Origin of the sequence: Brachybacterium sp. GU-2, assembly GCF_030866705.2 — a bacterium.
Classification (GTDB): domain Bacteria; phylum Actinomycetota; class Actinomycetes; order Actinomycetales; family Dermabacteraceae; genus Brachybacterium; species Brachybacterium conglomeratum.
Window position 1 is genome coordinate 431,252 of sequence record NZ_CP133037.2, and the last position, 26,072, is coordinate 457,323.

At 68.7% G+C, this 26,072-nt stretch carries 28 protein-coding genes, 1 tRNA gene and 1 pseudogene; 23 read left to right on the forward strand and 7 right to left on the reverse strand.

Annotated elements, in window-relative coordinates; translation table 11 throughout:
• Window positions 1-5: 5 nt before the first annotated feature.
• The 4 genes from RBL05_RS02045 to RBL05_RS02060 form a co-directional block, all read right to left on the reverse strand.
• Window positions 6-449 (reverse strand): FHA domain-containing protein, encoded by a 444-nt coding sequence (locus tag RBL05_RS02045; RefSeq protein WP_263309649.1) that lies wholly within the window; start codon window positions 447-449, stop codon window positions 6-8.
• A 125-nt stretch (window positions 450-574) separates the two neighbouring features.
• A complete protein-coding gene (locus tag RBL05_RS02050; RefSeq protein WP_263309650.1) occupies window positions 575-1,327 on the reverse strand; it encodes a DUF881 domain-containing protein in 753 nt (250 codons plus the stop codon).
• Complete coding sequence (locus RBL05_RS02055; RefSeq protein WP_010551520.1) at window positions 1,324-1,656, reverse strand: small basic family protein; 333 nt, start codon at window positions 1,654-1,656, stop codon at window positions 1,324-1,326. The genes RBL05_RS02050 and RBL05_RS02055 overlap by 4 nt, the downstream gene beginning before the upstream one ends.
• Window positions 1,653-2,612 carry a DUF881 domain-containing protein gene (locus RBL05_RS02060; RefSeq protein WP_263309651.1) on the reverse strand — a complete coding sequence of 320 codons (960 nt, stop codon included), beginning with the start codon at window positions 2,610-2,612 and terminating at the stop codon, window positions 1,653-1,655. The genes RBL05_RS02055 and RBL05_RS02060 overlap by 4 nt, the downstream gene beginning before the upstream one ends.
• A 181-nt stretch (window positions 2,613-2,793) precedes the next feature.
• Between RBL05_RS02060 and RBL05_RS02065 the strand changes: the two genes are divergently transcribed.
• The 3 genes and pseudogenes from RBL05_RS02065 to RBL05_RS02075 all read left to right on the forward strand — a co-directional run bounded on the left by RBL05_RS02065 (window position 2,794) and on the right by RBL05_RS02075 (window position 4,767).
• Window positions 2,794-2,867, forward strand: a tRNA-Pro gene (locus RBL05_RS02065).
• A 418-nt stretch (window positions 2,868-3,285) separates the two neighbouring features.
• A pseudogene (locus RBL05_RS02070) lies at window positions 3,286-3,546 on the forward strand (integrase core domain-containing protein); the annotation flags it as partial.
• A gap of 390 nt (window positions 3,547-3,936) precedes the next feature.
• A complete protein-coding gene (locus RBL05_RS02075; protein ID WP_308740754.1) occupies window positions 3,937-4,767 on the forward strand; it encodes an NlpC/P60 family protein in 831 nt (276 codons plus the stop codon).
• Window positions 4,768-4,843: 76 nt separating this feature from the next.
• Here the strand turns inward: RBL05_RS02075 and RBL05_RS02080 are convergent, their stop codons facing one another.
• Window positions 4,844-5,254 carry a four-helix bundle copper-binding protein gene (locus tag RBL05_RS02080; protein WP_308740753.1) on the reverse strand — a complete coding sequence of 137 codons (411 nt, stop codon included), beginning with the start codon at window positions 5,252-5,254 and terminating at the stop codon, window positions 4,844-4,846.
• A 221-nt stretch (window positions 5,255-5,475) separates the two neighbouring features.
• On the opposite strand from RBL05_RS02080, the gene RBL05_RS02085 reads away from it, so the two are divergent.
• The 4 genes from RBL05_RS02085 to RBL05_RS02100 all read left to right on the forward strand — a co-directional run bounded on the left by RBL05_RS02085 (window position 5,476) and on the right by RBL05_RS02100 (window position 8,139).
• Window positions 5,476-6,060 carry a YdhK family protein gene (locus RBL05_RS02085; RefSeq protein ID WP_308740752.1) on the forward strand — a complete coding sequence of 195 codons (585 nt, stop codon included), beginning with the start codon at window positions 5,476-5,478 and terminating at the stop codon, window positions 6,058-6,060.
• A 116-nt stretch (window positions 6,061-6,176) separates the two neighbouring features.
• Entirely contained in the window at window positions 6,177-6,713 is a 537-nt protein-coding gene (locus RBL05_RS02090) for a CueP family metal-binding protein (RefSeq protein WP_308740751.1), read from the forward strand.
• A 50-nt stretch (window positions 6,714-6,763) separates the two neighbouring features.
• A complete protein-coding gene (locus tag RBL05_RS02095) occupies window positions 6,764-7,372 on the forward strand; it encodes a TlpA family protein disulfide reductase (RefSeq protein ID WP_412523786.1) in 609 nt (202 codons plus the stop codon).
• Window positions 7,372-8,139, forward strand: a complete 768-nt coding sequence (locus tag RBL05_RS02100) for a cytochrome c biogenesis CcdA family protein (RefSeq protein ID WP_010534540.1) — start codon at window positions 7,372-7,374, stop codon at window positions 8,137-8,139. The genes RBL05_RS02095 and RBL05_RS02100 overlap by 1 nt, the downstream gene beginning before the upstream one ends.
• Before the next feature lie 34 nt (window positions 8,140-8,173).
• On the opposite strand, the gene RBL05_RS02105 is transcribed toward RBL05_RS02100, so the two are convergent.
• Together RBL05_RS02105 and RBL05_RS02110 are read right to left on the reverse strand one after the other, a co-directional pair.
• Complete coding sequence (locus RBL05_RS02105) at window positions 8,174-9,244, reverse strand: sensor histidine kinase (protein WP_318604045.1); 1,071 nt, start codon at window positions 9,242-9,244, stop codon at window positions 8,174-8,176.
• A 67-nt stretch (window positions 9,245-9,311) separates the two neighbouring features.
• On the reverse strand, window positions 9,312-9,992 hold the full coding sequence (locus tag RBL05_RS02110) for a response regulator transcription factor (RefSeq protein ID WP_318604046.1): 681 nt from the start codon (window positions 9,990-9,992) through the stop codon (window positions 9,312-9,314).
• A 224-nt stretch (window positions 9,993-10,216) separates the two neighbouring features.
• Between RBL05_RS02110 and RBL05_RS02115 the strand changes: the two genes are divergently transcribed.
• The 16 genes from RBL05_RS02115 (at window position 10,217) to RBL05_RS02190 (ending at window position 26,065) form a co-directional block, all read left to right on the forward strand.
• A complete protein-coding gene (locus RBL05_RS02115; protein ID WP_318604306.1) occupies window positions 10,217-10,420 on the forward strand; it encodes an SHOCT domain-containing protein in 204 nt (67 codons plus the stop codon).
• On the forward strand, window positions 10,417-11,955 hold the full coding sequence (locus RBL05_RS02120) for a multicopper oxidase family protein (protein ID WP_318604047.1): 1,539 nt from the start codon (window positions 10,417-10,419) through the stop codon (window positions 11,953-11,955). The genes RBL05_RS02115 and RBL05_RS02120 overlap by 4 nt, the downstream gene beginning before the upstream one ends.
• A 417-nt stretch (window positions 11,956-12,372) precedes the next feature.
• Window positions 12,373-12,717 (forward strand): NADH-quinone oxidoreductase subunit A, encoded by a 345-nt coding sequence (locus RBL05_RS02125; RefSeq protein ID WP_308741138.1) that lies wholly within the window; start codon window positions 12,373-12,375, stop codon window positions 12,715-12,717.
• Window positions 12,708-13,994, forward strand: coding sequence for a hypothetical protein (locus tag RBL05_RS02130; protein ID WP_308740747.1), 1,287 nt, complete (start codon window positions 12,708-12,710; stop codon window positions 13,992-13,994). The genes RBL05_RS02125 and RBL05_RS02130 overlap by 10 nt, the downstream gene beginning before the upstream one ends.
• Window positions 13,987-14,922 carry a complex I subunit 1 family protein gene (locus RBL05_RS02135; protein ID WP_308740746.1) on the forward strand — a complete coding sequence of 312 codons (936 nt, stop codon included), beginning with the start codon at window positions 13,987-13,989 and terminating at the stop codon, window positions 14,920-14,922. The genes RBL05_RS02130 and RBL05_RS02135 overlap by 8 nt, the downstream gene beginning before the upstream one ends.
• A gap of 3 nt (window positions 14,923-14,925) precedes the next feature.
• A complete protein-coding gene (locus RBL05_RS02140) occupies window positions 14,926-15,489 on the forward strand; it encodes an NADH-quinone oxidoreductase subunit J (protein WP_308740745.1) in 564 nt (187 codons plus the stop codon).
• The gene (locus RBL05_RS02145) at window positions 15,486-15,788 is read left to right on the forward strand and encodes an NADH-quinone oxidoreductase subunit NuoK (protein WP_308740744.1); all 303 of its coding nucleotides are present in this window, start codon (window positions 15,486-15,488) and stop codon (window positions 15,786-15,788) included. Before RBL05_RS02140 ends, RBL05_RS02145 begins: the two co-directional genes overlap by 4 nt.
• Window positions 15,785-17,698 carry an NADH-quinone oxidoreductase subunit L gene (locus tag RBL05_RS02150; protein WP_308740743.1) on the forward strand — a complete coding sequence of 638 codons (1,914 nt, stop codon included), beginning with the start codon at window positions 15,785-15,787 and terminating at the stop codon, window positions 17,696-17,698. The genes RBL05_RS02145 and RBL05_RS02150 overlap by 4 nt, the downstream gene beginning before the upstream one ends.
• Window positions 17,695-19,191, forward strand: a complete 1,497-nt coding sequence (locus RBL05_RS02155) for a complex I subunit 4 family protein (protein ID WP_308740742.1) — start codon at window positions 17,695-17,697, stop codon at window positions 19,189-19,191. Before RBL05_RS02150 ends, RBL05_RS02155 begins: the two co-directional genes overlap by 4 nt.
• A gap of 15 nt (window positions 19,192-19,206) precedes the next feature.
• Window positions 19,207-20,628: an NADH-quinone oxidoreductase subunit N gene (locus tag RBL05_RS02160; protein ID WP_308740741.1), complete on the forward strand. Its 1,422-nt coding sequence runs from the start codon at window positions 19,207-19,209 to the stop codon at window positions 20,626-20,628.
• 13 nt (window positions 20,629-20,641) lie between these two features.
• Entirely contained in the window at window positions 20,642-20,887 is a 246-nt protein-coding gene (locus RBL05_RS02165) for a hypothetical protein (protein ID WP_010534526.1), read from the forward strand.
• 124 nt (window positions 20,888-21,011) lie between these two features.
• Window positions 21,012-21,227: a heavy-metal-associated domain-containing protein gene (locus RBL05_RS02170; protein WP_126988729.1), complete on the forward strand. Its 216-nt coding sequence runs from the start codon at window positions 21,012-21,014 to the stop codon at window positions 21,225-21,227.
• A gap of 200 nt (window positions 21,228-21,427) precedes the next feature.
• On the forward strand, window positions 21,428-22,174 hold the full coding sequence (locus RBL05_RS02175; protein ID WP_245528765.1) for a hypothetical protein: 747 nt from the start codon (window positions 21,428-21,430) through the stop codon (window positions 22,172-22,174).
• 105 nt (window positions 22,175-22,279) lie between these two features.
• Window positions 22,280-24,496, forward strand: coding sequence for a heavy metal translocating P-type ATPase (locus RBL05_RS02180; protein ID WP_308741137.1), 2,217 nt, complete (start codon window positions 22,280-22,282; stop codon window positions 24,494-24,496).
• A gap of 35 nt (window positions 24,497-24,531) precedes the next feature.
• Window positions 24,532-24,798 carry a hypothetical protein gene (locus RBL05_RS02185; protein WP_029362807.1) on the forward strand — a complete coding sequence of 89 codons (267 nt, stop codon included), beginning with the start codon at window positions 24,532-24,534 and terminating at the stop codon, window positions 24,796-24,798.
• Between the two features lie 73 nt (window positions 24,799-24,871).
• The gene (locus tag RBL05_RS02190; RefSeq protein ID WP_318604050.1) at window positions 24,872-26,065 is read left to right on the forward strand and encodes an NAD(P)/FAD-dependent oxidoreductase; all 1,194 of its coding nucleotides are present in this window, start codon (window positions 24,872-24,874) and stop codon (window positions 26,063-26,065) included.
• Window positions 26,066-26,072: the final 7 nt, after the last annotated feature.

Here is a 26,072-nt window from a genome sequence, read left to right on the forward strand (position 1 = left end):
TCTGGTCAGACCGTCCCGGGGAACGGGTGGTAGGTCAGTCGGTACTTGCCGATCTGCACGTCCTGGCCGGCGTGCAGGCGCGCCTCGTCGACGCGATCCTTGCCCACGTAGGTGCCGTTGAGCGAGCCGAGGTCGCGCACCAGGAAGCCGTCGCCGTCACGCACGAAGGCAGCATGCTTGCGGGAGACCGTGACGTCGTCGAGGAAGATCTCGCTCTTGGGGTGGCGCCCCGCGACCGTGGTCTCCGAGTCCAGCAGGAAGCGGGCGCCGAGGTTCGGGCCCCTCCGCACGATCAGCAGCGCACTGCGCGGGGGCAGGTTCTCGATCGCCCGACGATCCTGCGAGGACAGGCCGGGCCCGGCGTCCTCGAGGGGGTCGCTGGGCGAGATCGCGCTCAGCTTCGACGTGTGGTCGAGATTGCCGTCGTTCCACTCGGTGTTCCCTGACACCTCACACCCCTTCCTGGCCTGCTGCGACCCTGCGTCGTGGAGGTGCAGGCCGCCGCTGATCCATTCTCGCACGTCCATGGCGCCCACCGGGGGTTCCTTCCCTCCAGCACGTCAGGATTTGACGATCACTTGACCACCCGGGAGTGCTCGGGAGCGCTGAGGTCCACGGTCGCCTCGACCCGGACCTCGTCCTCGGCGGCCGCGGAGAGCGTCCCGCCGTCGCCCGAGACCGAGTCGGCCGCACCGCCGGGTATCCGCAGCGCGGGCTCCATCACGGCGGGATCGCCGATCGCCTTCAGCGTGTAGGGCGCGCGGATCGGCAGGCCGTCCACGAGCAGCCCTCCGTCGGGCGCGGTGGTGATCGAGGTCGAGGCGACCACGCGCACGTCGCCGATCTGCACCACCTCGGCGCCGGCGTTGCGCAGCTCCTGCAGCACGCCCAGCAGGGTCGAGGCGCGCACGCCCTGCTCCGGATCCGCGATCGAGACGACGATCCCGCGCCCCTGGGCGGGGGCGGTGCCGGCCAGGATCTCGAGGTCGGCGAGCCGCTGCTCGGCCGCGTCCTGCGCGGCGACGTCGCCCTCGCGTCCCGAGCGGAGCGTCTCCAGGGTGCGCTCGAGCTCGGCATTCTCGAGCTCGAGGTCCGAGGCGTGGCGCCCGGACTCGTCCAGCAGGCGCACCAGCTCCTGCTGAGTGGCCCCCTCGAGGGACTCGTCGTTGCGGCCCATCTGCGCGGCGATCGACACGCCGAGCAAAAGGCACAGCAGTCCCACGATCACCTGGGCGACGGTCGCCTGCGGCCGGAGGGTGTCCTTCAGCCGTTGCCAGACGATCCGCTGCTGGTCGCGGCTGGTCGGGGTGCGGGTGCCGTCGCTCATGACCGGAACAGGAGCCGCCGGATCGCGGCCGCGTTGGAGAAGATCCGGATGCCGAGCACGACGATCACGGCGGTGGAGAGCTGGGAGCCGACCCCGAGCTGGTCCCCGAGGAACACCAGGAACGCGGCGATCAGCACGTTGAACAGGAACGAGGTGATGAACACGTGGGCGTCGAAGGCGCCGTCGAGGCTCGCACGCAGACCACCCGCGAGGGTGTCCAGCGCCGCCACCACGGCGATCGGGAGATAGGGCTGCAGGCCGGCGGGGACGTCGGGCTGGACGACGACGCCCAGCACGATGCCCACCACCAGGCCGAGGATGGCGATCACGGGGTGTCCTCCTGGTCCGCGCCGCCCTCGGCGGCGCTGTCGGGGGTCGGGTCGCGGACGTCCGCGGGCGCGGACCCGGCGGGGTCCTCGAGCAGGGACGCCTCGCGCAGGGTGCCCTGGGCGCGGGCGGGCGTGGAGAGCTCCTCCCCCGCCGTCCAGGTCAGGCCGATGCCGTAGCGGGTCGAGATCTCCGAGAGGTACTCGCCCGCCTCCGCCTCCTCGACCCCGGCGCGCAGCTGCTCGGGATCGCCGAGCGCGGTGATCTCGTAGGGCGGGGAGAGCGGGCGGAAGTCGACGAGCACCGCGGAGCCGGCGGTGCGGATCGCGGTGGTCTCGGTGACGCGCTGGCCGTTGACGGAGATCGCCTCGGCACCGGCGGCCCAGAGGCCGTTCACGGCGATCTGCAGGTCGCCGTCGGTCACCCGGTTCACGGTGCCCGGACCCGCGCCGGGGCGGGAGGGCAGCGGGGCGGAGTCGTCGAGGGTCAGCTGCACGCCCGGGCCGGTCAGCGACACGCCGTAGCCCGCGCGCTCGTACTCGCCGATCCGCTCCGCGGAGCTGCCGTCGGCGGTGTCGAGGACCTCCTCCTGCGCCTCGAGGATCTCCTGCTCGAGGAGCGTGCGACGATCCTCGAGCAGGTCGGTCTCGGCGCGCACCTCGCGCACCTCCTCCTCGAGCAGCGCGCGAGGGCTGTCGGCACCGGCGGCCTCCTGCCGCAGGTCGACCACGGAGACGGCGACCGCGAAGCCGAGCAGCACGGCCAGCAGCAGGGTGACGGCGCGCATCCGACGGTTGTCGGGCGGCGTGGCCGACTCCAGCGGGTGCTCGTCCTCCCGCAGCGGGTCGACCGAGTAGGGGTCCGCGGTGAGGGCGCGCAGGAGGGAGGTCGGCGAGTACGGGGTCTCTCCGTGGGGAGTCGCGCGCTCCTCCCCCCGTCGCATCCGTCGCTCAGCCATGCCTGGAGTGTAGGAGCTGGGCGAGGCCGGCGCGCCCGACGACCACCGCCCGGCGCGTCTATCCCATGGGCGCCGCGGATCTGCGCTCCGCCACGGGTGCCGCAGGTCACGCCCCTCTCGATTCGCTCCAGCGCCCGGAGCGGGGTACTGTGTTCCTCGGTCCTCCGGTGACGGAGGGTCTCGGGCTGTGGCGCAGCTTGGTAGCGCACTTGACTGGGGGTCAAGGGGTCGCAGGTTCAAATCCTGTCAGCCCGACAAAGGCCCTGGTGAGAACAAGTTTCTCACCAGGGCGTTGTCTTTTTTAGCGGCGATGTGACCGCTAGAGTGACCGCTAGAGTCGCGCCGGCTGGAGACCGCACGAGCCTCGGGGTCACCATCACGACGGCGATCGACCTTCGAGTGCCGCTCCTGGACCAGGGGCACGCGGGGCGAGCACAGAACGGGGCCGGCTGGTGGCCAGGGCCAGAGTCTCCCCAGGTTCTCTCGTCGCCGCGACTCAAGACCAGGCAGGCCGTCTCGCCCGTCGCAAGGCTGCCCATCCCGTCGGAGCTCCCACGTAGGGAAGAACTGCGGCAGTGTCGGCGCGGCCACTCTCGGCTGCCGGGGCATCGATAGCGCTGCGCCCTCACGGGTCATCCACTGGGTCACCTCCCACGTACACCTCGAAGTGCCCCTGCACCGCCATCACCTGATCGGATCGATGGGGCAAGTCGGCGCTGCCGGCGACAACGCCGCGATGGAGTCCTTCTTCGCGCTGCTGCAGAAGAACGTCCTGAACCGCAAGCGGTGGCGCACTCGCGAGGAGCTCCGGATCGCGATCATCACCTGGATCGAACGGACCTACCACCGCCGCCGCCGGCAGGACAGCCTGGGCCGGTTGACCCCCATCGAGTACGAGATCATCATGAACCCGACCGTCAGCCTGGCGGCCTAACCCCAGCTGTCACCTATCGCTGCACCAGTCCTGATGGTGCCGGGCCGTGGTGCGTCCGCGCACGTCTTGCAGCACGGGTCCGCTGATGAGTGCAGCGCTGCCTTAAGACAATCTTGAGAATGCGTTCGATCTCTCGCGTCATCCTTTCGACCGTACAGGTAAAGGCCCGGCCTACCCTCCGGGGGTATCAGGAGGGCGTGCGCAAAGCCGCGGTTAAATCTTCAGGCAGGGCACCCCATGCCTCCGTAGAACCGCCGAACCAGCCCGTACGTTGGTTTCACTGCCCACGAAATGAGCTGGCGCTTCACTGGTCGCTCTGCCGTCGCTGCGGCACTGACGAAGTCATCGACTCCCTCCCGTCTCGAGGAGGGAAACCTACGGAGTAGAAACATGGCCCATAACAACACCCACCGCGCCTTCGGCCGAGCAGTCACGCCTGTCGGGACCGCTGGCCGCGCGTTGCGGGGCACCGGCGGTGCCGCTGTCCTCGGCACGGTCCTCCTCGGATCCGCTTTCGCCGCGGGCCCGGCTCAGGCCGCCCCCGCCGCGTCGCCCGCCGCACCTGCCATTTCTGCACAGGCTGCTGCGCCGGCGGCGCCGGCCCCGGCACATGCGACATCCGCGCTTGCGGCCGAGAAGCTGCGGTGGGGATCGCAGGGCTCGTCGGTCGAGCAGCTCCAGACGGCACTGAACGAACACGGTGCCTCGCTGTCGGTCGATGGCAAGTTCGGCAAGCTCACCCATGGGGCCGTGAAGGACTTCCAGCGCTCGCATGGCCTGAAGATCGACGGCATCGTGGGCCCCGAGACGCGCGGCGCACTGAACGGCGGCGCATCGACCTCGGGCGGTGGAACCTCTGCTCCCGCCCCCTCGAACTCCGCGACGAACTCGCAGCAGGCGATCGTCGACGCCGCGCGCAGCCAGATCGGGGCCTCCTACTCGTGGGGCACCTCCAAGCCGGGCGTCAGCTTCGACTGCTCGGGCCTGAGCTCGTACGCGTACAAGCAGGCCGGTATCGACCTGCCCCGCACCTCGTCGCAGCAGGTTGCGGCTGGAACCACGATCTCGAAGTCCGAGGCCCAGCCCGGCGACCTCGTGGTGTGGCCCGGCCACCTCGGGATCTACGCGGGCGGCGACACGGTCATCGACGCGGGGCGCACCCCGGGCGCCGTCACCGAGCGGACCATCTGGGGTTCGCCGACCTTCGTCACCTTCCGCTGACCGCAGGTCGCAACGCCCGCGTAGAGGGAGCCTCGACCAATGGTCGGGGCTCCCTCTACGTGCAGAGACAGCGTCGTTAGCTGATCGAGGCCAGCAGCTCGGCACAGGCCTGCTTGCAGCGGCGACAGGCGTCCGCGCAGACCTTGCAGTGCTTGTGCATTTCAGCGTGCTTCTCGCACTCCTCGGCGCAGGACCGGCACGCCGCCTGACACGCCTCGAGTAGAGCACGGTTGAGCGCGATGTTCTCGCCCGTCTGACGGGACAGGACGCGTCCGGTGGCTTCGCAGACGTCGGCGCAGTCCTGGTTCCGGCGGATGCACTGGGTCAACTCCGCCACCATGTCCTCGGCCAAGCAGGCGTCCGCGCAGGCTGTGCAGGTCTGGGCGCACTCGAAGCAGGCCTCGATGCATGCGGCGAGCTTCTGCTGGTCGATGGTGCCGAGGTCCTTCGGGTAGGTCTGAAGCATTGATGCGACGTGATGGGTCATGGTCCTGCTCCTTCTCGTTCCGAACGGCCCGGCGGATACCAGCCCGCCTCGACGACGATAGCCAGGGCGCCCCGTAGGACGGAAGCGAGTAGACCGTACGTTCGGAGGCAATGCGGGCCGACTGGTCAGCGCGGTGCTCAAGAAGTCAAGATCTGACCTTGAGGAGACCTTGACCTGGGGCGCATAGGCTGGTGCAAAGTGTCCTCTGACTAGGAGAGATTATGCGTTCTCGTCGTTCTTTCGGTCGCCTCGCGGCCGTCGTCTTCACCGGTGCGATTGTGTTTGCCGGATGCACCGACAACGGGTCTGACGACGGTCAGACATCGGGTGGGTCCGAGGCATCGGAGGCGTCCGATGGTGGTGGCCACGGGGGCATGGAGCACCCGATGGATGGCGGCCCAGCGCCTGAGGGGATGGTGCCCGCGGAGGATCCCGAGTTCCCGGTCGGCACGGAAGTGACACTCACGGCGGACCACATGGAGGGCATGGAGGGGGCGACGGCGACGATCTCCGGTGCCTTCAACACCACGACCTACTCGGTCAGCTTCACCCCGACCGATGGCGGCGAGCCGGTCACCGACCACAAATGGGTCGTCCACGAGGAGCTCGAGAACCCGGGAGAGGCACCGCTGGCGGAGGGCACCGAAGTGGTCATCACCGCCGACCACATGACGGGCATGGAGGGCGCTGAAGCCACCATCGACAGTGCCACCGAGGAGACCGTGTACATGGTCGACTACGAGGCCGACGGGATGATGATGACGAACCACAAGTGGGTCGTCGAGAGCGAGATCGAGCCTGCGTGATGACCACCCCGTCGTACCTTCGAGGCCCGCGCGCCTCCTCCGGGGGTAGGCCCCGTCGTCGCACCGTGCGGCTGCCCCGGCGATCGCTCGTGCTCGGTGCCGGCCTGTTCCCGCTCGTGGTCGCCGGCTGCGGGACCGGCGGGTCCGAGCCCGCATCCGTCACGGGTGATCAGGAGCTGCTCCGGGAACATGGCTTCGCCGACGCCGACGCGCACGAGATCATCGATCAGCTCGAAGCGCTCCCGGTGGCCGAGCGACCACAGAACCTGATCGCCAGCGTCACTGCTACGTCCCTCCAGCTCCGAGACGATGCGGGGCGCGAGGCCGAGCTGCCCCTTCCGCAGGATCAGTTCTACCTGTCGGTGGCCGCGTTCGTGGAGACCACGCACGAGTGCGTGTTCCACAGTCTGACGACGTGCCGCGGAGAACTGCGCAGCCGCGAGCTCACCGTGAGCGTGGTCGACAGCAGCTCGGGCGAAATCCTCGAGGAGGGCACTCGCACCTCTCATGACAACGGGTTCCTCGGTTTCTGGCTGCCGCGCGGGATCACCGCGGAGCTCACGTGCACCCTCGAGGACGACACCGGGGTCGCGTCCATCTCGACCCAGGCGGAGGATGATCTGACCTGTCTGACTAGTCTCCAGCTGACGTGAGCCGACGAAGCATCCGCACCGCACTTCGACGCCCCGTCATCGACCCAGTCGTGCGGAGTAGGGCTCGGCCCGGCCCGAGTCGGCGGACCACGCTCCGACTGGGCGGCGGTCTGCTCGTCCTTGCTCCCCTGCTTGCGGCGTGCAGCGGTTCCTCGGATGCGGCGAGTGAGGCGAATGCCGGGTACGTTTCCGGTGATGGTGTTGTCGTCGAGATCCCCCCGGAGGGACGCGCCGATCCTCTGGAGATTCGGGGAACCACCTACGACGGCGACGACTTCGACTCCACGGCGCTGCGCGGTGCACCCTTGCTGATCAACGTCTGGTATGCGTCGTGTCCGCCGTGCCGGGTCGAAGCACCGGCGCTGAAGGCCGTGCACTCCGAGTACAGCGCCCTGGGAGTGGAATTCGTGGGCGTGAACACGCGCGACAAGGCCGGGCCGGCCGCCGCGTTCGAGGAGACTTTCGGCATCACCTACCCCTCGATCCCCGACACCGACGGCGCGGTGATCGCGTCCATGGACGGCAGCGTCTCGCCCAACGCCGTCCCCACGACTTTGATCCTCGATGCTGAAGGACGAGTAGCCGCCCGGATCGCGGGCGCAGCCGATCAGAGCACCCTAGAGAGCCTCTTGGATGCCGTGCTAGCGGAGGCCGCCTGATGGGTGAACTGTTCGCCACCACCGTGCTGAGCGGACCCCTGGCCGCAGCCCTGCTGCTGTCGATGGTGGCCGGTCTGGTCGCGTTCCTCTCGCCGTGCGTGCTTCCGGTGGTCCCCGGCTACCTCGGATACATCACCGGGCTCACCGGAGGAAGCGCCGGGCCGCCCCGCACCGGCGATCCCGGGGAACGGCCATGGCGCCTGGTCACCGGCGCTGTGCTGTTCGTCGCGGGCTTCACGGCGGTGTTCCTGGTCATCGGCGGTTTCGTCGGTGCACTCGGGTCATTGGTGATCCAGTACACGAGCGCGATCAATCGGATCTCCGGGGTGCTGGTCATCCTCATGGGCCTGGTGTTCGTGGGAATCTTCCCCCGCCTCTCCGGTGTGAAAAGGATCCGGAAGCGCCCCGATGCCGGACTCGCAGGCGCCCCGCTGCTCGGGATCACGTTCGGCTTCTCCTGGACCCCGTGCATCGGGCCGACGTTCGCCGCAGTCGCCGCACTCAGCCTCGGGGAGGCCTCCGCGAGCCGCGGCGCTCTCCTGGCTTTCGGCTATGCGATCGGGCTCGGGATCCCGTTCATCCTCTTCGCTCTCGTGTTCCGGCGCGCCCTCGGCATCTCCAGAGTGCTGTCCCGGCATCGCCGCACGCTCCAGATCGTTGGCGGCTCCGTGCTCATCGCGATCGGGCTCCTGCTGGTCTCCGGAGTGTGGGAGCAATGGATGGCACTGCTCCAGGTGCGGATCGGCAACTTCACCACGATCGTCTGATCGCTGAGCCCGCCGTACGCGGCCGGCTCAGCGGTCAGACGATTGCTCGGGGCAACCGGATGGTGAAGGTGGCTCCCCGCCCTGAGCCCTCACTGGCCGCGGCCATGGTCCCGCCGTGCGCATCGACCAGGGCTCGACTGATCGTCAGGCCGATGCCTGAGCCGGAGTTCTCCCGGGTGCGGGAGCTGTCGGCGCGGAAGAACCGTTCGAACAGGCGAGACCGGTCCTCAGCGGTGAATCCCTCACCGTCGTCTGCTACCGCGATCTCCACCGCACTGCCGTGGGTGGCTGCCGAGACCGTGACGGTGCCTCCGGGGGAAGTGTGCCGCAGAGCATTGCTCAGCAAGTTCCCAAGTACTTGGGCGAGGCGGTCCGGGTCCGCGTGGATCGTCACGGAGTGGGGCAGGGCGACTTCTCGTCGTAATGCCACACCCGCTGTCTCGAACCGTTCCTCCCATTCCTGGAGTGCTGATGCCAGCAAGTCATCGACGGCGAGGGGGTGCAGCTGTACCGGGAGCTGGCCCTCCTCGGCCCGGGACACCTCACTGATGTCGTCGGCCAACCGCGACAGTCGCACGGTCTGGCCGGCGAGGATGGGCATGGCCGCATCGGCTTCGATGACGCCGTCGGCCATGGCCTCGTGATGCGCGGAGAGGGTGGCGATCGGGGTGCGCAGCTCATGCGCGAGGTCAGCGAGCAGCTGGCGTCGGGTCTCTTCGACGGCATCCAGACGTGCAGCCATGTCGTTGAGCGTGGCCGCCAGCGAATCCAGCTCGGTCCCGGCTCCGACGGAGGGCACGCGTGTGGAGTAGTGGCCTCGGGACAGCTCATCGACAGCGGAGGTAAGGCTCTGAAGCGTCTTGCGGAGTCGTCGCGCCAGATTCCAGGTGACGAGGCCTGCAGCTAACAGAGAGACGACCAGGCCGACGCCCAGCGCAAGGGCAAGAGCGTCGCGGTAGGCACGTTCGATGTGGACGAGCTCGTCGCTGCCCACCGGGAGGTCGGTCTGGAGCAGGTGGTAATGGAAGACGGCAGGTCCGATGATCACCGTCAGGACCGTGATGGTGAGCGCACCGGCGAGCAGCACGATGAGCTGGCCGATCATCAGGCGCGAGGCCAAGCTGGTGCCAGGCCGGACCGTTCGAACAGAGGTACTGGGAGCGGTCACGAGCTCATCCCTTCCCCATCCGGTATCCGATACCGCGCACCGTGGTGATGAACCGTGCGGACTCAGCCGACTCGTCGAGCTTCCGGCGGAGGTTGGCGATGTGCACATCGACGAGATGGTCGTCTCCGATCCAGCTGTCGCCCCAGACGGCTTCCATCAGCTGTCTGCGGCTGAAGGCCTGGCCCGGACGGTGCGCCAGGGTCATCAGGAGCCCCCTCTCGGTGGGGGTCAACGGGATCGCCCGGCCAGCGAGTCGTACTTCCTGCGCAGCCGTGTCGATCTCCAGCTCGCCGAACGTACGCACCATGCCTGAAGCATTCCCTGACTCGACGCGAGGCCGCCGCAGCACGGCCTGGACCCGGGCGACGAGCTCACGCACGCTGAACGGCTTGGTGAGGTAGTCATCCGCCCCCACCGAGAGCCCCACCAGGCGGTCCACCTCCTCGGATCGCGCCGTCGTGATCAGCACGTAGCAGTCCGAGAAAGTGCGGATCCTGCGCATCACCTCCAAGCCATCGAGACCGGGCAGGCCGAGGTCGAGGACGATCACGTCCGGCGCCAGGGCACGGGCCATCTCCACCGCTTCGGGACCGCTCCGCGCGCTCGCAGTCGCGTAGCCGGCCTTCGCGAGATACGCCTGGACGACGTCCGACAGCGCCGCTTCGTCCTCGACGACGAGAACCATCGCTGCGGCTCGAGCCGATTCACTCCTCATGAGCTCCAGTCTGGTCTCCGTTCCTGGACACCGCGCGTCTATGGAGGTGCAGGCGGACTATCTGGACCGGATCTTGAAGAACTCTCGACGAGATCTTCCCCCGCCCCGGGGGAACCTGGTGGGGACCGTCTCGCGTACGTACTCGACCAAGGGAGCTGCTCGATGATGCCGACCGATGCGATGTCGTGGCTGATGTGGGCGATGGTCGCCGGCCTCCTCGTACTCCTCTGGGCCTCGGCACTGCTGCTGGCACGCACCGTGCTTCCCGGGCGCCCCCGACGCGCTCGGGACGAGAACGAGGCGATCGGGAACTCTCCCTGCGCCTGGCTCGAGGAGAGATCACGGCAGACGAGTTCGAGCAACGACGACGACTGGTCTTGGACGCCTTTCGGCCATGACACCACCCCCTCGCTCCAGAAGGACTGCACCTGTGAAGACTTTTTCCCGCCGCACCGTGTTCTCCGGAGGCCTCGGCGCGGCAGCACTGACGCTCGCGGCATGTGGCGACCGAGCCGCTCCGACCGAAGTTGGAGGCTTCGCACCGCCTCCTGCCCTGACGCCGAAAGCCGGTCAGAACGTCGTCACCCAGACCCTCGCCGCGGCGCCGACGACGGTGGACCTCGGAGGGAAGACGGTCTCGACCTGGGCATACGGCGAGACCCTCCCCGGACCGCTGATCCGCGCCACAGCCGGGGATCTGCTGCGCATCACGCTCGAGAACCGGCTGCCGGAGACCTCCACGATCCACTGGCACGGCATCCGTCTGCACAACGCCGCCGACGGGGTGCCCGGCATGACTCAGGACCCGGTCGAGCCGGACACCTCCTACACCTACGAATTCGTCGCCCCCGACCCCGGCACCTACTTCCTCCACTCCCACGTCGGCCTGCAGCTCGACCGCGGGCTCTACGCCCCGCTGATCATCGACGATCCCGACGAACCCGGGGACTACGATGCGGAATGGATCGTGACCCTCGATGACTGGATCGATGGGACCGGGCAGACCCCCGATGAGGTCCTGGCCGCGCTGACCGGCGCCGGGCCTTCGGATGCAGGCGGCATGGACCACGGCGACATGCCCATGGGCGACGACGGACCTGGCGGCATGGACCACGGCGGCATGCCGATGGGGGACGAGCCCTGGGGCGACGCCGGTGACGTGGCCTACCCCCACTTCCTGGTCAACGGCCGGGTTCCCGAAGCACCGGAGATCTTCGAGGCGAAGCCCGGCCAGCGCGTGCGCATCCGTCTGATCAACGCCTCCGCCGACACCATCTTCGCCCTCGCGCTCGGCGACCACGACCTCTCCGTCACCCACTCGGATGGATTCCCCGTCGAACCGGTCACCGCCAAGGCGCTCTACCTCGGCATGGGCGAGCGCTACGACATGGTGGTCACCGTGAAGGACGGCATGTTCCCTCTGGTGGCGCGGCCCGTCGGGAAACCCAGCGGCGGCCAGGGACTCGCCGTGCTGAAGACCGGTGCCGGGGAAGTGCCCGCTCCGGACGTCCAGGTCAGAGAGCTCGACGGGGAGGTCCTCATCGGGTCCATCCTGGAACCGGCCGAAGCCTCGCGACTCGAGGACCGCGCTGTCGACACCGAACTCGAGCTCGCATTCCAAGGATCGATGCAGCCCTACCAGTGGGCCATCAACGGAGCGCCCTACGGGCAGAACACTCCTCTCAGCATTCGCAAGGGACAGCGCGTGCGGATCATCGCGACCAACCAGACGATGATGAGCCATCCCCTGCACATCCACGGCCACACCTTCGCCCTGCCGTCCGGTCTTCGGAAGGACACCGTGATGATGGCCCCTATGGAATCGTTCGCTCTCGATTTCGATGCGGACAACCCGGGACGCTGGGCGGCACACTGCCACAACGCGTACCACCAGGAAGCCGGCATGATGACAGAGATCGATTACGAGTCCTGATGCCGTACGGCCACGCCCCCGAGGGCGCCACGGTGAGACCGGCTGCGTCACTGCGATCGATTCGACCGATCGTCAGCTCATCGTCCGCGGCGTTCACGAACAGACGTGTGCCAGCGACCAACCTGCTCGCCGGAAGGCCCGCGTGGAGCGTGCCTACCCGTTGTCCCCCGCCAGGGGAGACCCTCCGACGTTGTCGGGGGCTCTCCGAGGTGACCGACCTCCAGGTGAGCGCCCAGACGGTTCGCCTCGTCGTCACCTCCGAGAACGAAATCGACGACACCACGGTCCTCGGCGCAGTCGAGGAGGCCGGTTCAGTCAGATGATTCAGAGTGAGAGGGAAGATCTCGCTACGGTGGGTTCCTCCCTATCATGGAGCCCAGAGCTCTATGCCCCGCCCTGCCGAAAGGTCGGATCGTGATGTATTTCGGGATTGTGGCCATGGCCTTGGTGGCGATGCTGACCCTCGTGGCGCTGTTCGCGGCGCATCGTGTCTTGACGGTTCACGTCGATCCGTTGACCTCGTTGCCTGCCCAATCTGGATGGGTGCCCCAGGAGCACGCCCTATCGCGCTTCCACGTGCGTTGGTATCTTGCGTCCATCATCTTCCTGGCCTTCGACGTCGAGATGCTGTTCATGTACCCCTGGGCCGTGGTCGTGATTGAGAAGGGGCTCTCCGCAGTCGTCGAGATGTTCCTCTTTCTCGGCGCTCTGCTTGTCGCTGTGGCCTGGGCTTGGCGGGAAGGGGCGTTTCGATGGGCCTGAACGAACTCCTCGCCGGACTCGCCGTCCGTGCTGCCCACGTCCTCGTTGTCGAGCCGCCGGGCCAGTGGTCGACACGGGTGGAGCTCGAACATCAGATGCTGCGCCGTGGATGGCGACGGGCGTGGACCCCAGCCGATGCGGACGTCCTAGCGGTGTGCGGCGTGCCCGGCCCTGAACTGGCGGAACTGGTGGACCTCATCTGGGAGCAGATGCCCGGTCCGCGTGTACGCACCAGCATCAGCTCGCCCGACGCTGTGGCATCGGCTCTACGTACCGCCGCAGACCTTCTTCTCGACACTCCCGGTCATAGAGCAGATGCCCAGGACCGGCTTCAGGAACCTCAGCTTTCTGACGACTCCAACGAAATGGACCACGGGGGCCTCGACCATGGTGAGCACGACGGGACGTCCCCCGAAGACCACCCCGGTATGAGGAACGCAGGCCATGGCGAGATGGAACATGACCAGACGGACCACGAGAGCCACGATGGCCATAGGGACCATGCGGGCCATGGCGGCCACGAGAGCCACGAGAGCCACGAGAGCCACGAGAGCCACGAGAGCCACGAAAATCATGGCGGCCACGGCGGCATGGACATGGCTCCGGGGGGCATCCCGTTGGCCCAGGGCGGGGAAGACCGTGATGGTCTGGAGATGGATGTCCTGCATCTGGCGTTGGGTCCTGTCTTGCCGTTCTGGCCGGCAGGGCTGGTCCTTCACTGCTCGTTGCAGGGCGATGTCGTGGTAGACGCCGAGGCAGCTGTGATCGATGGTGGGGGCTACGGCAACCTGGTGCAGGTGAAGCGTCCCGGCCCCGTGTCTGCGGCGGTGCGGTGTGACAATGCCCTGGCGTTGCTGGCACTTGCGGGGGCGGAAGACGCGGTAGCCCGTGCCCGCCATGCCCGGGACACACTGCTGCACGGCGAACAAGATGCTGCCCAGGAAGCCGTTGAGCGGTTGTACCGCACAGTGCGGAAATCGCGGCTGCTGCGTTGGTCTCTGCGGAGCGTTCTGCCTCTCACCTCCGCTGATCTAGAGCGTCATGGCTTGCCGAGCCGTTGTCTCGGAGACGCCCACGACCGGTTGCTGTGGAGCCTCGACGCGGTCCGAGCCGAGACACGCAGCGAGGAGCCCGTGGCGCCGATCGACGCGGGTGTGGTGCCTTGGGAGATAGTGCCGCACCTGGTGACAGGGTTGGAAGTGGCCTCTGTGCGGCTGGCGGTGGCGAGCCTGGATCTTGTTCCGTTCCCAGCCGTCCAGGAGGCGAGGCATGTCTGAGTCCGTGGTGACGACCGTCTCTGCCGGATGGGCTGTGCTAGCGGCCATCATTCTGGGCGGCCTCGCGTTCTTCGCTGTTGCTTTGGGGGCGGCACTGTCCGCTCGCGCCCACGGCGCCTCCGGTGGCTGGGTGGCGCCCGTGGCCCGCACCGCGCGGCTGCTGCGGCAGCGGCGCCGGACCACCGTGGCCGCGGACACGTTGCTGTGGCGGATCGGTGGCGCGGGCCTGCTGGTCGGGGCTTTCGTGATGGTCGCGGTGATCCCGTTGGGGCACTGGACGCTGGCGGACCTGGACGTGGGGGTGGTGTGGTTCAACGCCGTGGACGTCATGGTCTGGGCCATGGTGTGGTTGGCCGGGTGGGGCGCCAATTCGACGCACAGCCTGGTGGGTGGCTACCGGCTCCTTGCCCATGGGCTGGCCTACGAGCTCCCCTTGATGTTTGCGCTGGTGGCCCCGGCGATCGCGGCCGGCAGTCTTCGCGTCGGCGAGGTGGCTGCCGCGCAGGAGGGCCTGTGGTTCGTGGTGTGGATGCCGGTGGCGTTCCTGGTCTATCTGATCGGTGTCACCGGATTCTCGGTGTGGGGCCCTTTCGCCCCGGCCCTTTCCGCGGACATTGCCGGTGGTGTGCTGAGTGAACTCTCCGGGGTGGACCGCCTCGTTTTCCTGGCCGGGCGCTACGCGTTCCTAACTGCCGGGGCGGCCTTCGCGGTACCGCTGTTCCTGGGTGGGGGCGCCGGACCCGTGCTGCCCGGCTGGGCATGGTCGCTGGTGAAGACCGTGGCGGTGCTGACCGTGCTGGTCTGGTTGCGGCGGAAGCTGCCGATGTTCCGACCGGACCGGTTCATGGAGATCGGGTGGATGATCCTGCTTCCAGCGGCCGTGCTCCAGGACCTGGTCGTGTCTCTCATCGTCGTCGCGAAAGGCTGAACCGTGCTGGTCACAATCGTGTTCTGGGTACTCGCCGTGGTGGCCGTGGCCGCGGGCGTAGCCGTGTTCGTGGTGGACTCCATGGCCCGGGCCACCTACGCCCTGGCGCTGTCGTTCATCGCCGTGGGAGTGCAAATCCTCCTCTTGCAGCAGAGCTACCTCGGGGTCATCACGATTCTGATGATGGTGATGGAAATGGCGGTGATGGCCGTCTACATGGTGATGTTCATGGGCATGAACCCGGCGCTGATGCCGATGGACATGACCCACGGGAAGAAGACGGCGATCGGCGCCTCCGCCGGCGTTTTCGGGCTGCTCGCCGCCGGCGCCCTGCTCATCCCCTGGCCGGAGCAACGCGGCGCCCCGCCCAAGAACCTCACGCACGCGATCGGCTTGGAGATCATGGGCGAGAAGATGCTGGTCATGGTCGTGGTGGGTGCGGTCCTGGTGGCAACCATCGTGTCCGGGGTGGTGCTGGCCGCTCATCGCACCCGCTACGACCGGTTCGGTGACGACCTACGCCGCCGGCCGGCCGACGATCCCCAGCCGGGGGGTGTGGGCCGATGACCCTGGAAGCCGTGCTGGTGGTGGCCGCCGCGCTGTTCGCGGTGGGCCTCTACGGAGCGCTGTCCCAGCAGGTGGTGGTGATGGTGATGATGGGGCTGGAGCTGATGATCAACGGGGTTCTGCTGGCCGCCGCCGGATTCTGGTGGTTCCTGGCCCCGGACCCCTCCGGGCAGGTGCTGCTGCTCGTGGTGCTGGCGGCGATGACCGTGGAGATGGCCATGGGCTTCGCCGTGGCCACGCTGCTGCACCGCCGGCACCAGACCGACATGACGGACATGGCCGAGGAGTTGTCCCGATGAGCGCGGCCGAGGGCGCGTTGCTCGCCATGGCGCTGCTCCCGGGGGGCATGGGCGCCGCGCTAGCCGTGACCCGCCGGTGGGAACGCGTTGCGACACCGATCGCGGTGGCCACTGCTGGAGTCACCACAGCACTGGCGGCAGTCGTCGCCCTGGCCCGGCCGGCGCTGTCGGCCCTGTTCGTGGCCGGCGCCGACTTCGCACTGGAGGTGGATGCCCTTGCGGCGCTGACCGCACCGATGATCGCCGCGGTGACCTTCCTGGTGTTGGTCTTCGCGGCCGGGAGCATCCGGGAGTCCCGGGCCCGCTTCCACGGGCTGATGTTGATCTTCTCCGCCGCAGCCTTGGTCACCGCCTCCGCCGCCAGCATCCCGGCGCTGCTGTTCGCCTGGGAGGTGATGGGCGCGACCTCCTACGCCCTGATCGGGTTCTGGTGGCGGGAACCGCGCCGGGTTTCGGCGGGGCTCACCGCCTTCCTCACCACCCGCACCGCCGACCTGGGCCTCTACGTCGCCGCCGGCGCCGCCCTGGCCGGCGGAGCAGGAATGGCGCTGTCCGACCTCCCGGCCGCGACGGACCCGTGGCGCCACGTCGTCGCGGCCGGGATCATGGTCGCTGCCCTGGGGAAGGCCGCACAGTTGCCCTTCTCGTTCTGGCTCTCCGGGGCGATGCAGGGTCCCAGCCCGGTCAGCGCGCTGCTGCACTCAGCGGCGATGGTGGCCATGGGCGGCTTCCTGCTGCTGCGCGTGGAGCCGTTGTTGGCTGCGACCGGGTGGGCCGGGCCAGTGGCCGCCTGGCTCGGGATGCTCACCGCGGTGCTGATGGGCATCGTGGCGCTGGCCCAGCGGGAGCTCAAGCAGCTCCTGGCCGCCTCCACGGTCGCCCAGCTGGGGTTCGTCGTTCTCGCTGCCGGTGTCGGCGCGGTCAGTGGCGGCGCGGCCCATCTGGTGGCGCACGCCTCCACCAAGGCCCTGCTCTTCCTGGCTGCCGGGGCGTGGCTGACAGCGTGGGGCACCGAAGATCTCGCGAGACTACGCGGAGTGGGGCGTCGGTGGCGGGTTGTCGGGGTTTGCGCGAGCGTGGGGGCGCTGGCCCTGGCGGGGATCGCCCCGTTGTCCCTGTGGGCGACCAAGGACGCCGTGCTGGCTGCTGCGCTCGAAACCTCCCCGTGGCTCTACGCCGCCGGGTTGCTGGCGTCCGCCCTGTCGGCCGCCTATGCCGGCAAGGCCCTGTGGGCGATCTGGCGCCGCGGGGACGGCGCGGGAATCCGTGCGGGCGGCAACGGCCAGGTGGGGGCCCTGGAGCAGGCGCCGCTGGTCGTGCTGGCCGCCGGCGCGGCCGGGCTCGTCGTGCTGGCTCTACCCCCGCTCAGCCGGGCCCTCGCCCAGACACTGGGCGGGCACGGCGAGGTCTCGGCCGTCGAGCTGGCTCTCTCGGCCGTGATCGCGGCCGCCGTGCTGCTGCTGATGCTGCGGCTACGCGCCCCCGAGCCGAGATGGGCCCGTGAGTGGCTGGGGCTGGAGAGGATCGCGCATGCCGTCGTCGTCCGCCCGTCCCTGTCCCTGGCGCACGCGCTGGCTCGGTTCGATGACCACGTCCTGGACCGCACCGTGATGGCCGCCGCCGGGGCGGTGCCTGTGCTAGCGCGGATCGCCGCCCGTGCCGACGACCGGATTCTCGACGCCGGGGTCGACGCCACCGCGCACGCCGCCGACGTGAGCGGTCACCTGGCGGCGAAGGTCGATGACGACGGGGTGGACCGCGGGGTGGAGATCCTCGCCGGTAGGGTCCGCCGGCTCGGGCATCTGGCCCGGATCCCGCAGACCGGAGCCATCCACCAATACTTTCTCCAGGCTGTCGCGGTCCTCACGATCGGCGTCGTGGCCTGGTCCGTCTATACCGTGATGGGATGAGCATGCTGAGTCTGATCGTTTTCCTGCCCCTGGCCGGCGCCGTCGTCCTGGCGGCGATACCGGCGATCGGCCCTGCGGTCGCCCGCTGGGCCTGGGTCGCCGTGAGCGCGGTCGAGCTGGTGCTCGTCGGAGTGCTGTGGGTCGGTTATGAGGACCCGGGGCAAAACGCACTGGCGTACGAGCAGCAGGTGCCGTGGATCCCGGGGGTGAACAGCAGCTATCACGTGGGCGTGGATGGTCTCTCGTTACCGCTGGTGGCCATGACGACGATCGTGTTCCTGGCCTGTGCCGTCTACGCCCTGCGCCAGCCCGACCGGCCCCGGACTCAGGCGGCCCTGTTCCTGTTCCTGCAGGGCGTGAGTCTGGGGGTGTTCGTGGCAGCCGACCTCATCCTGTTCTTCGTGTTCTTCGATCTCTCGATCGTGGGCATGTACTTCGTGATCGCCGGATGGGGCCATGGCAACGCTGCCCGCTCGGCCCTGAAGTTCTTCCTCTACACGTTTCTGGGATCACTGGCCCTGCTGCTGGGCTTTATCGGGCTCTACGTCGCCGCCGCACCGCACACCTTCGACATCCCCGAGCTTGTCGCGGCCACCCCGCTCGATGACAGCCCGCTGACCGGGGGGCTGGTGCTGGCGGCGATCGTGGTCGGTCTCGCGGTGAAGACCCCCACCGTTCCCTTCCATACCTGGTTGCCACCGGCCCACACCGACGCCCCGGCGACCGGTTCGGCCGTGCTGGCTGCGGTGTTGCTGAAGATGGGGACCTATGGGTTCGTGCGCATCGCCATGCCGATGCTCCCGGAGGCGTGGCGGTCCTGGGCCTGGGTGATCGTGGCGATCGGTATCGTCTCGGTGCTGTACGGAGCGTTCGTGGCGCTGGCTCAGACGGACCTCAAGCGGATGGTGGCCTACACCTCCGTCAATCATATGGGCTACATCGTCCTGGCCCTGGGTGCGGCGGGTCTGGTCGCCGAGGGCGCCGAGCAGGCCCGCTCGGTGGCGGTCACCGGTGCGGTGGTGCAGATGGTCAGCCACGGGTTGATCACCGCCGCGCTGTTCCTGCTGGCGGGGGTGATGCAGGATCGGGCCGGCACCTATGACATGGGTTCCTACGGAGGCCTGGCCGGTCCCGCGCCGCGGTATGCGGCGCTGTTCGCGGTCGGTGCCTTCGCCTCCCTGGGCCTGCCCGGGTTCTCCGGATTCATCGCCGAGTTCCAGATCTTCGCCGGCAGCATCGCGGTCGCCCCGGTCACCGCCATCGCCCTGCCGGGCATCCTGGTCACGGCCGCCCTGTTCCTGCGGGCGCTGCAGCAAGTGTTCACCGGCCCCACGGAGGGCCGATCGCCCGGGTTCGCGGATCTGCGCGTCCGGGAGCTGTGGTCGGTCGGTCCGCTGCTGGCCCTCTCCGTGCTCATCGGGGTGCTGCCTCGAGTTCTGCTCGAGGTGATCGAGCCGGCCTCCGCGGCCCTGGTCTCCTTGGTCGGGAGGTAGCCGGTGGAGGCCTCGATGCAGATGCGGCCCGCCCTGCTGCTGCCGGAGATCCTCGTCTTCGTCGGCGGTCTGGTGGTGCTGCTGGGCGGCTCGTTCCTACCCCGTCAGCGGCAGTGGATCGCCCGCGCCGTCGCCGCGGTCGCCCTGCTCGGTGCCACGGTCGCCGCAGCCGTGGCGATGGCCGGCCCCGAACAGAGCGCGTTCTCGGGCACCTTCGCTGTGGACGTCGCCACCGGAGCCGCCCGGATAATCGCGGCCCTGACGACCCTGTTGGTCCTTGGGGTGGCCTCCGGGGAACTCGCCGGCTCGCCGCGAGAGTCCGACACCTACGCGCTGCTGCTCTTCGCCACCACCGGGGTGATGGTGCTGGCCGGAACCACCGACCTGCTCGTGCTCGTGGCCGGATTCCTGCTGGCCAGCATCCCCTTGTATGGGATTGTCGGCCTGACCGGCGGCCGGTCCGGGGCCGAAGCGGCGATGAAGACCTACCTCATGGGCGCGTTGTCCGGAATCCTGCTCATGCTCGGGGTCACCGTGCTCTACGCCGTGGCCGGGGGCACCGACTACGCCCTGCTGCGGGACGCGCTGCCCGGGGCCCCGGCCGCAGCCGTGGGGGTCGGCGTGCTGGGCGTGCTCGCCGGGTTGCTGTTCAAGGCCGGCGGCGTGCCCCTGCACTTCTGGATACCCGACGCCGCACAGGGCACCGGCGGCACCGCCGCGACGTTCCTGACCACGGTCCCCAAGATCGGAGCGCTGGTAGCCGTCTACCGATTCGTGGCCACGATCTCCGAAGGCGACGGCTCCTGGCTGGTCGTCGCAGGCGTGCTGGCCACGACCTCCATGGTCGTGGGCAACCTTGCCGCATACTGGCAGACCGATCCCCGCCGGCTGCTGGGCTGGTCGACCGTGGCCCAGGTCGGGTTCCTGCTCGTCCCGGTGGCCGCGGCGGGGCGCAGTGGGCTGGCACTGCCCTCATTCTTGTTCTACCTCGCCGCCTATGCCCTTGCCAATGTCGCCGCCTTCGCCGTCACCGCAGCGCTGCCCCACCACCGCGAGCTGAGTGACTACCGAGGTCTGGCCCGGTCCCGCCCCGGGCTGGCCCTGGCTCTGCTCGTGGCGCTGCTGGGCCTGGTGGGCACCCCACCGCTGGCCGTGTTCGTCGGCAAGCTCACCACCGCCACCGCCGCCTGGGACGGCGGGCACGGCTGGTTGGCGCTGGTCGTGATGCTCAACAGCGTGCTCAGCCTGTTCTACTACCTGCGCTGGTTCGCGCCCGCGTTCGCCCGTCCTACCGATAACGGCGCTAACTTCCCCGGCCCGGGCGGAACGGCCACCTGGCCGGCAGCCACCGCCGGGGTGGCTGCCACCGCGAGCCTGGGGCTCGGCATCCTGGCCGGTTTCCTGTGGGCGGCTCTGGAAGGACCCCTGCTGTTCTAACGACGGCGTCGGCATGGACGTCGCCATCGCTTCCATCGGCGTGATCCTCGCGTCTGACCCGCAGCTGCCGGATGCGGTGGGCTCGTCTCTGACTACAGCAGCGCAGCCGGCGTTCACCAGCGGGCTGAACACCGCCGGCATGGTCTCCGCCGTCATCGCCGCTCTCGCCGCACTCGTTGCCGCTACGCGGTTGCGCCATATCCGACCCACCGGTGAGTCCGCGTCCGAATCGAGGTCCTCCGAGGAATCCGTGCGGTGAGTGGAGCCGGCGAGCCGATGCCCGGCACTCGCAGCCACAGAGCTTGCGTGATACCGGGAGGGGGTATAGCCTCAATCCCGGATTGATACCCCATAGGGGTATACAAATTGAGAGGAGCACGACCATGACGACGACGAACGAGTACCAGGTGACCGGAATGACCTGTGGGCACTGCGAGATGTCCGTCCGCGAGGAGGTCGGTGAGCTCTCCGGGGTGACTGACATTCAGGTCAGCGCCCAGACGGGTCGCCTCGTCGTCACCTCCGAGGAGCCCCTCGATGACGCACAGGTCCTCACCGCGGTCGAGGAGGCCGGCTACTCGGCGGTCAAGACCCGATGAATGCCGCGGGACGACTGATCGCCTACGGCGCCGCGGTCGCAGTGACCTTCGGCGGCGCATTCGTCGCAGCCGGCGCCGTCGTCCCGGACCGGGTCGTCGAGCGCTGGTCAGCGCAAGCAGCCGACACATCGCACGACGATCCCGACCACGGTGGAGGCGCGGATGCGCAGCCCGAGCCCGCACCGCAGAAGGGAGTATCGATGTCATCGCAGGGATACGTGCTGTCCAAGGTCTCCGCTCCGCAGTCCGCTGAGCAGGCCGGAGAGCTCGCCTACACGATCACCGGGCCCGACGGGAGCCCCGTCACGGAGTATCAGGAGGCTCATGAGAAGGAGATGCACCTGATCGTGGTCCGCACCGACGGCACCCAGTACCGCCATGTGCACCCGGAGCTGGACCCATCCACCGGCAGCTGGTCCCTGCCCTGGCAGTGGGAGGAAGCCGGTACGTACAAGATCTACGCCGACTTCGCCCCCACCGGCGACGGCGAGGACACCCTGACGCTGTCGCGAACCGTTGACGTTGCCGGCGAACTCACGCCGGTCACCGACCGTCCCCTCTCCGCGAAGGACGAGGTCGACGGGTTCGAGGTGACTCTGGACGGAGAGCTGACTGCCGGGACATCCAGCGACCTCACGCTGAGCGTCACCCAGGACGGCGCTCCGGTGACCACCTTGGAGCCCTACCTCGGCGCCTTCGGCCATCTCGTCGCCCTGCGCGAGGGCGATATGGAGTACCTCCACGTCCACGCCGAGGGCGAGGACCCGGCTGCCGGGGAGACCTCCGGCCCGGAGATCTCCTTCATGGCGGAGGCCCCTACGGCCGGCCGCTACTACCTCTATCTGGACTTCCAGATCGATGGCGAGGTGCACACCGCGCAGTTCATCGTCGAGGCGGAGCAGGGCACCGAGAACGAGAGCGCCGATGCGCACCCGGACGGTCACTGAACCCTCCGGGCCGGATCGACCGTCGCAACAGATCGGAAAGGACCTGGAGTGAACACCGAAGCACCGCTCATCGCGGAGGCCGGCATCGAGCTGGAAATCGGCGGCATGACATGCGCATCCTGCGCGAACCGGATCGAGCGGAAACTCAACAAGCTCGACGGCATCACCGCGACCGTCAACTACGCCACCGAGAAAGCCAAGGTGACGGCCCCAGAGGGCTACGATCCGCAGCTGCTCGTCAGTGAAGTCGAAAAGACCGGCTACACCGCCGCACTGCCCAAGCCGGCCACCGGCAAGGGCTCGGCGACCACGCCCGGGGATGATCAGGAGGATTCCGATCCGGAGCTGACCGCTCTGCGCCACCGGCTGATCGGAGCGGTCCTGTTGACCGTCCCGGTCATCGCCATGGCGATGATCCCCGCCCTCCAGTTCCCCTACTGGCAGTGGCTCTCGCTCGCGCTCGCAGCGCCGGTGATCGTGTGGGGTGCGTGGCCGTTCCACAAAGCGGCCTGGACCAACCTCAAGCACGGCGCCGCCACCATGGACACGCTCATCTCCATGGGCACCTCCGCCGCCCTGCTGTGGTCCCTGTACGCGCTGTTCTTCGGCACGGCCGGCACCCCCGGCATGACCCACCCCTTCGAGCTGACGATCGCCCCCTCCGACGGGGCGGCGAACATCTACCTCGAAGTCGGCGCGGGCGTGACGATGTTCATCCTGGCCGGCCGCTACTTCGAGAAGCGCTCCAAGCGCCAGGCCGGCGCCGCCCTGCGCGCCCTGCTCGAGCTCGGCGCGAAAGAGGTCTCCGTGCTGCGCGGAGGCCAGGAGCAGAAGATCGCCGTCGACGACCTCGTCGTGGGTGATGAGTTCATCGTCCGGCCCGGAGAGAAGATCGCCACCGACGGCACCGTCACCTCCGGAACCTCCGCGGTCGACGCCTCCATGCTCACCGGGGAATCCGTCCCCGTCGAGGTGGGCGAGGGTGACATCGTCACCGGTGCCACCGTCAATGCCGGTGGGCGGCTCGTGGTCCGTGCCACGCGCATCGGCTCCGATACGCAGCTGGCGCAGATGGCGAAACTCGTCGAGGACGCCCAGACCGGCAAGGCCGAGGTCCAGCGCCTAGCCGACCGCATCTCCGGGATCTTCGTGCCGATCGTCATCCTGGTCGCCGCGCTCACCCTCGGCGGATGGCTCGGCGCCGGGTTCCCCGTCACCGCGGCCTTTACTGCCGCCGTCGCCGTACTGGTGATCGCCTGCCCCTGCGCGCTGGGTCTGGCGACCCCGACCGCCCTGCTGGTCGGCACAGGCCGCGGCGCCCAGATGGGGGTGCTCATCAAGGGCCCCGAGGTGCTCGAGTCCACCCGCAGGGTCGACACCGTGGTGCTGGACAAGACCGGCACCGTCACCACCGGCAAGATGACCCTCACCGACGTCGTCACCGACGAGGGCACCGATCGGGCCGAGCTGCTGCGCCTGGCCGGCGCCGTCGAGGACTCCTCCGAGCACCCGATCGCCCAAGCGATCGCCAAGGGCGCCACCCAGGAGGTCGGCCAGCTCCCGACATTGTCGGAGTTCACCAACGTCGAGGGGAAGGGCGTGCGCGGCACCGTCGAGAACCACTCGGTCGTCGTGGGCCGCGAGAGCCTCCTCGCCGAGACGCAGATGACGCTGAGCCCTGCGGTGGCCGCTGCGAAGACGGATGCCGAGGAGCAGGGCAAGACCGTCGTCGCCATCGGCTGGGACGGGATCGCCCGCGGAATCCTGGTGGTCGCCGACACGGTCAAGCCCACCAGTGCAGAGGCCGTTGCCGCGATGAAGGAGCTGGGGCTGATCCCGGTCCTGCTGACCGGCGACAACGAGGCCGTGGCCCGTCAGATCGCCGCCGAGGTCGGCATCGACGAGGTCATTGCCGAGGTGCTGCCGTCGGAGAAGGTGGATGTGGTCTCCCGCCTCCAGCGCGAGGGTCGCATCGTCGCGATGGTGGGCGACGGCGTCAACGATGCCCCCGCCCTGGCTCAAGCCGACCTGGGACTGGCGATGGGCACCGGTACCGACGTGGCGATCGAGGCCAGCGACATCACGCTGGTGCGCGGTGACCTCCGAAGCGCCGTCGACGCCATCCGCCTGTCCCGCAAGACCCTCGGCACGATCAAGACCAACCTGTTCTGGGCCTTCGCCTACAACACGGCCGCAATCCCGATCGCCGCGCTCGGCATGCTCAACCCCATGCTGGCCGGCGCCGCGATGGCCTTCTCCAGCGTCTTCGTCGTCGGCAACAGCCTGCGCCTGCGCGGCTTCACCTCCATCGCGAAGAACTGACTCAGCCTGCACGACACCCCAATGGAAGGAAAACTATGCACGACACCACCGACCAGAACTCCAACTGCTGCGGCGGTCATTCGTCCCACGCTCCCGTGGAGTCCGAAGGACGCCCGAACCTTATGGGCCCCACGGCGGATGACATGGCCATCTGCCCGGTGATGGAGGGCCGGACCGTGATCAAGAGCGTCGCCGAGGCCGCGGGCCTGTTCCGCGACTACGAAGGCACTCGCTACTGGCTGTGCTGCGCCGGCTGTGGCCCCCTGTTCGACGCCGACCCGCAGAAGTACGTCGCCGCCTGAACAACCACCCACGAGCGGGAGGGGTGCACCGCCTGGCAGTGCACCCCTCCCCCGTCCAGATCGGAGCTCCACCGTGTCCGCCACGACGCACGTTCTCGTCATCGGTGCCGGTGCCGCGGGATCCGCCGCCGTCCGGGAACTCGCCCCGCAGGAAAAGATCACCACGACGGCGATCATCGATGCGGAAATCGCCCCGTACAACCGCACGCTGGTCAACAAGGCCGTCGCCACCGGACTCATCGACACCCACCAGGCACAGCTCCCGCCGCTGCCCGGCAGCGTGGTCCGCGACAGCGTCCGCGCGGTCGATCCTCGTGAGCAGACCGTCCACCTGCGCTCCGGAGCCCGCCTGGACTATGACGCCCTCATCGTGGCCACAGGAAGCGCGCCACGCCCCCTCCCTTCGGGCGTCGCCGCCCCCGCAGCCGTGGACAGCGCTCGGATGACGCACCTGCACTCGCTGGACGATGCGCTTCGTGTGCGCGCCGCCCTCGCGGCTACGACCTCCCCAAGGGTCCTTATTTACGGGGCCGGAATGATCGGAGCCGAAACCTCGGGGATACTGCGCGATGCCGGGTGCCAAGTCACTCTCGCCGCCTCATCCCCCGTCCCCGGGATCACCGCGTTCGGCGCAGCGGTCGCGGAACAGCTCGCTCGCGCCCATCGCCGCGCCGTCACCACCCGCTTCGGTCACACGTTGACCCACCTGGATCTCGAGAAGAACGAGGTGCGCGCGGAGTTTTCCGATGGCCACGTCGCCACGGTGGACCTGGTCATCACCGCTCTGGGCACGATCGCGGTCAGCCCCTCCCCCTGGAACGGTCCGATCGCCGTGGATCACCGCCTGCGCAGTCGCACCCACGATCACATCTACGCCGCAGGAGGTGTCGCAGTCCACGAGTCCGACGGACTGACCTGGCGCATCGATCACTGGAGCGATGCCGAGGCCCAGGGCGTTCACGCCGCCCGCAGCCTCCTGGCCTCGATCGGCCTCGCAGACTCCCCGGGCATCTACCGGCCGCGCGCCCTCTACAGCGCACAGATCCACCAGCATCTCTACCTCGCCGCGGGACACACCAGCCACTCCGAGAACGTGCAGACCACGTCCATTGTTCCCCTGGTCCTCACTCATGAGCGAGCGGGACAGCTCATCGGCGTCAGCGGCCTGGACGCCGGCGCCGCGGTGATGGCTCTCGTGCCGGAACTCCATAGCTCGATCGAGTCGATGCCGAGAGCGGAATCCACCCCCTCGACAGATACCCCCTAGGGGTATA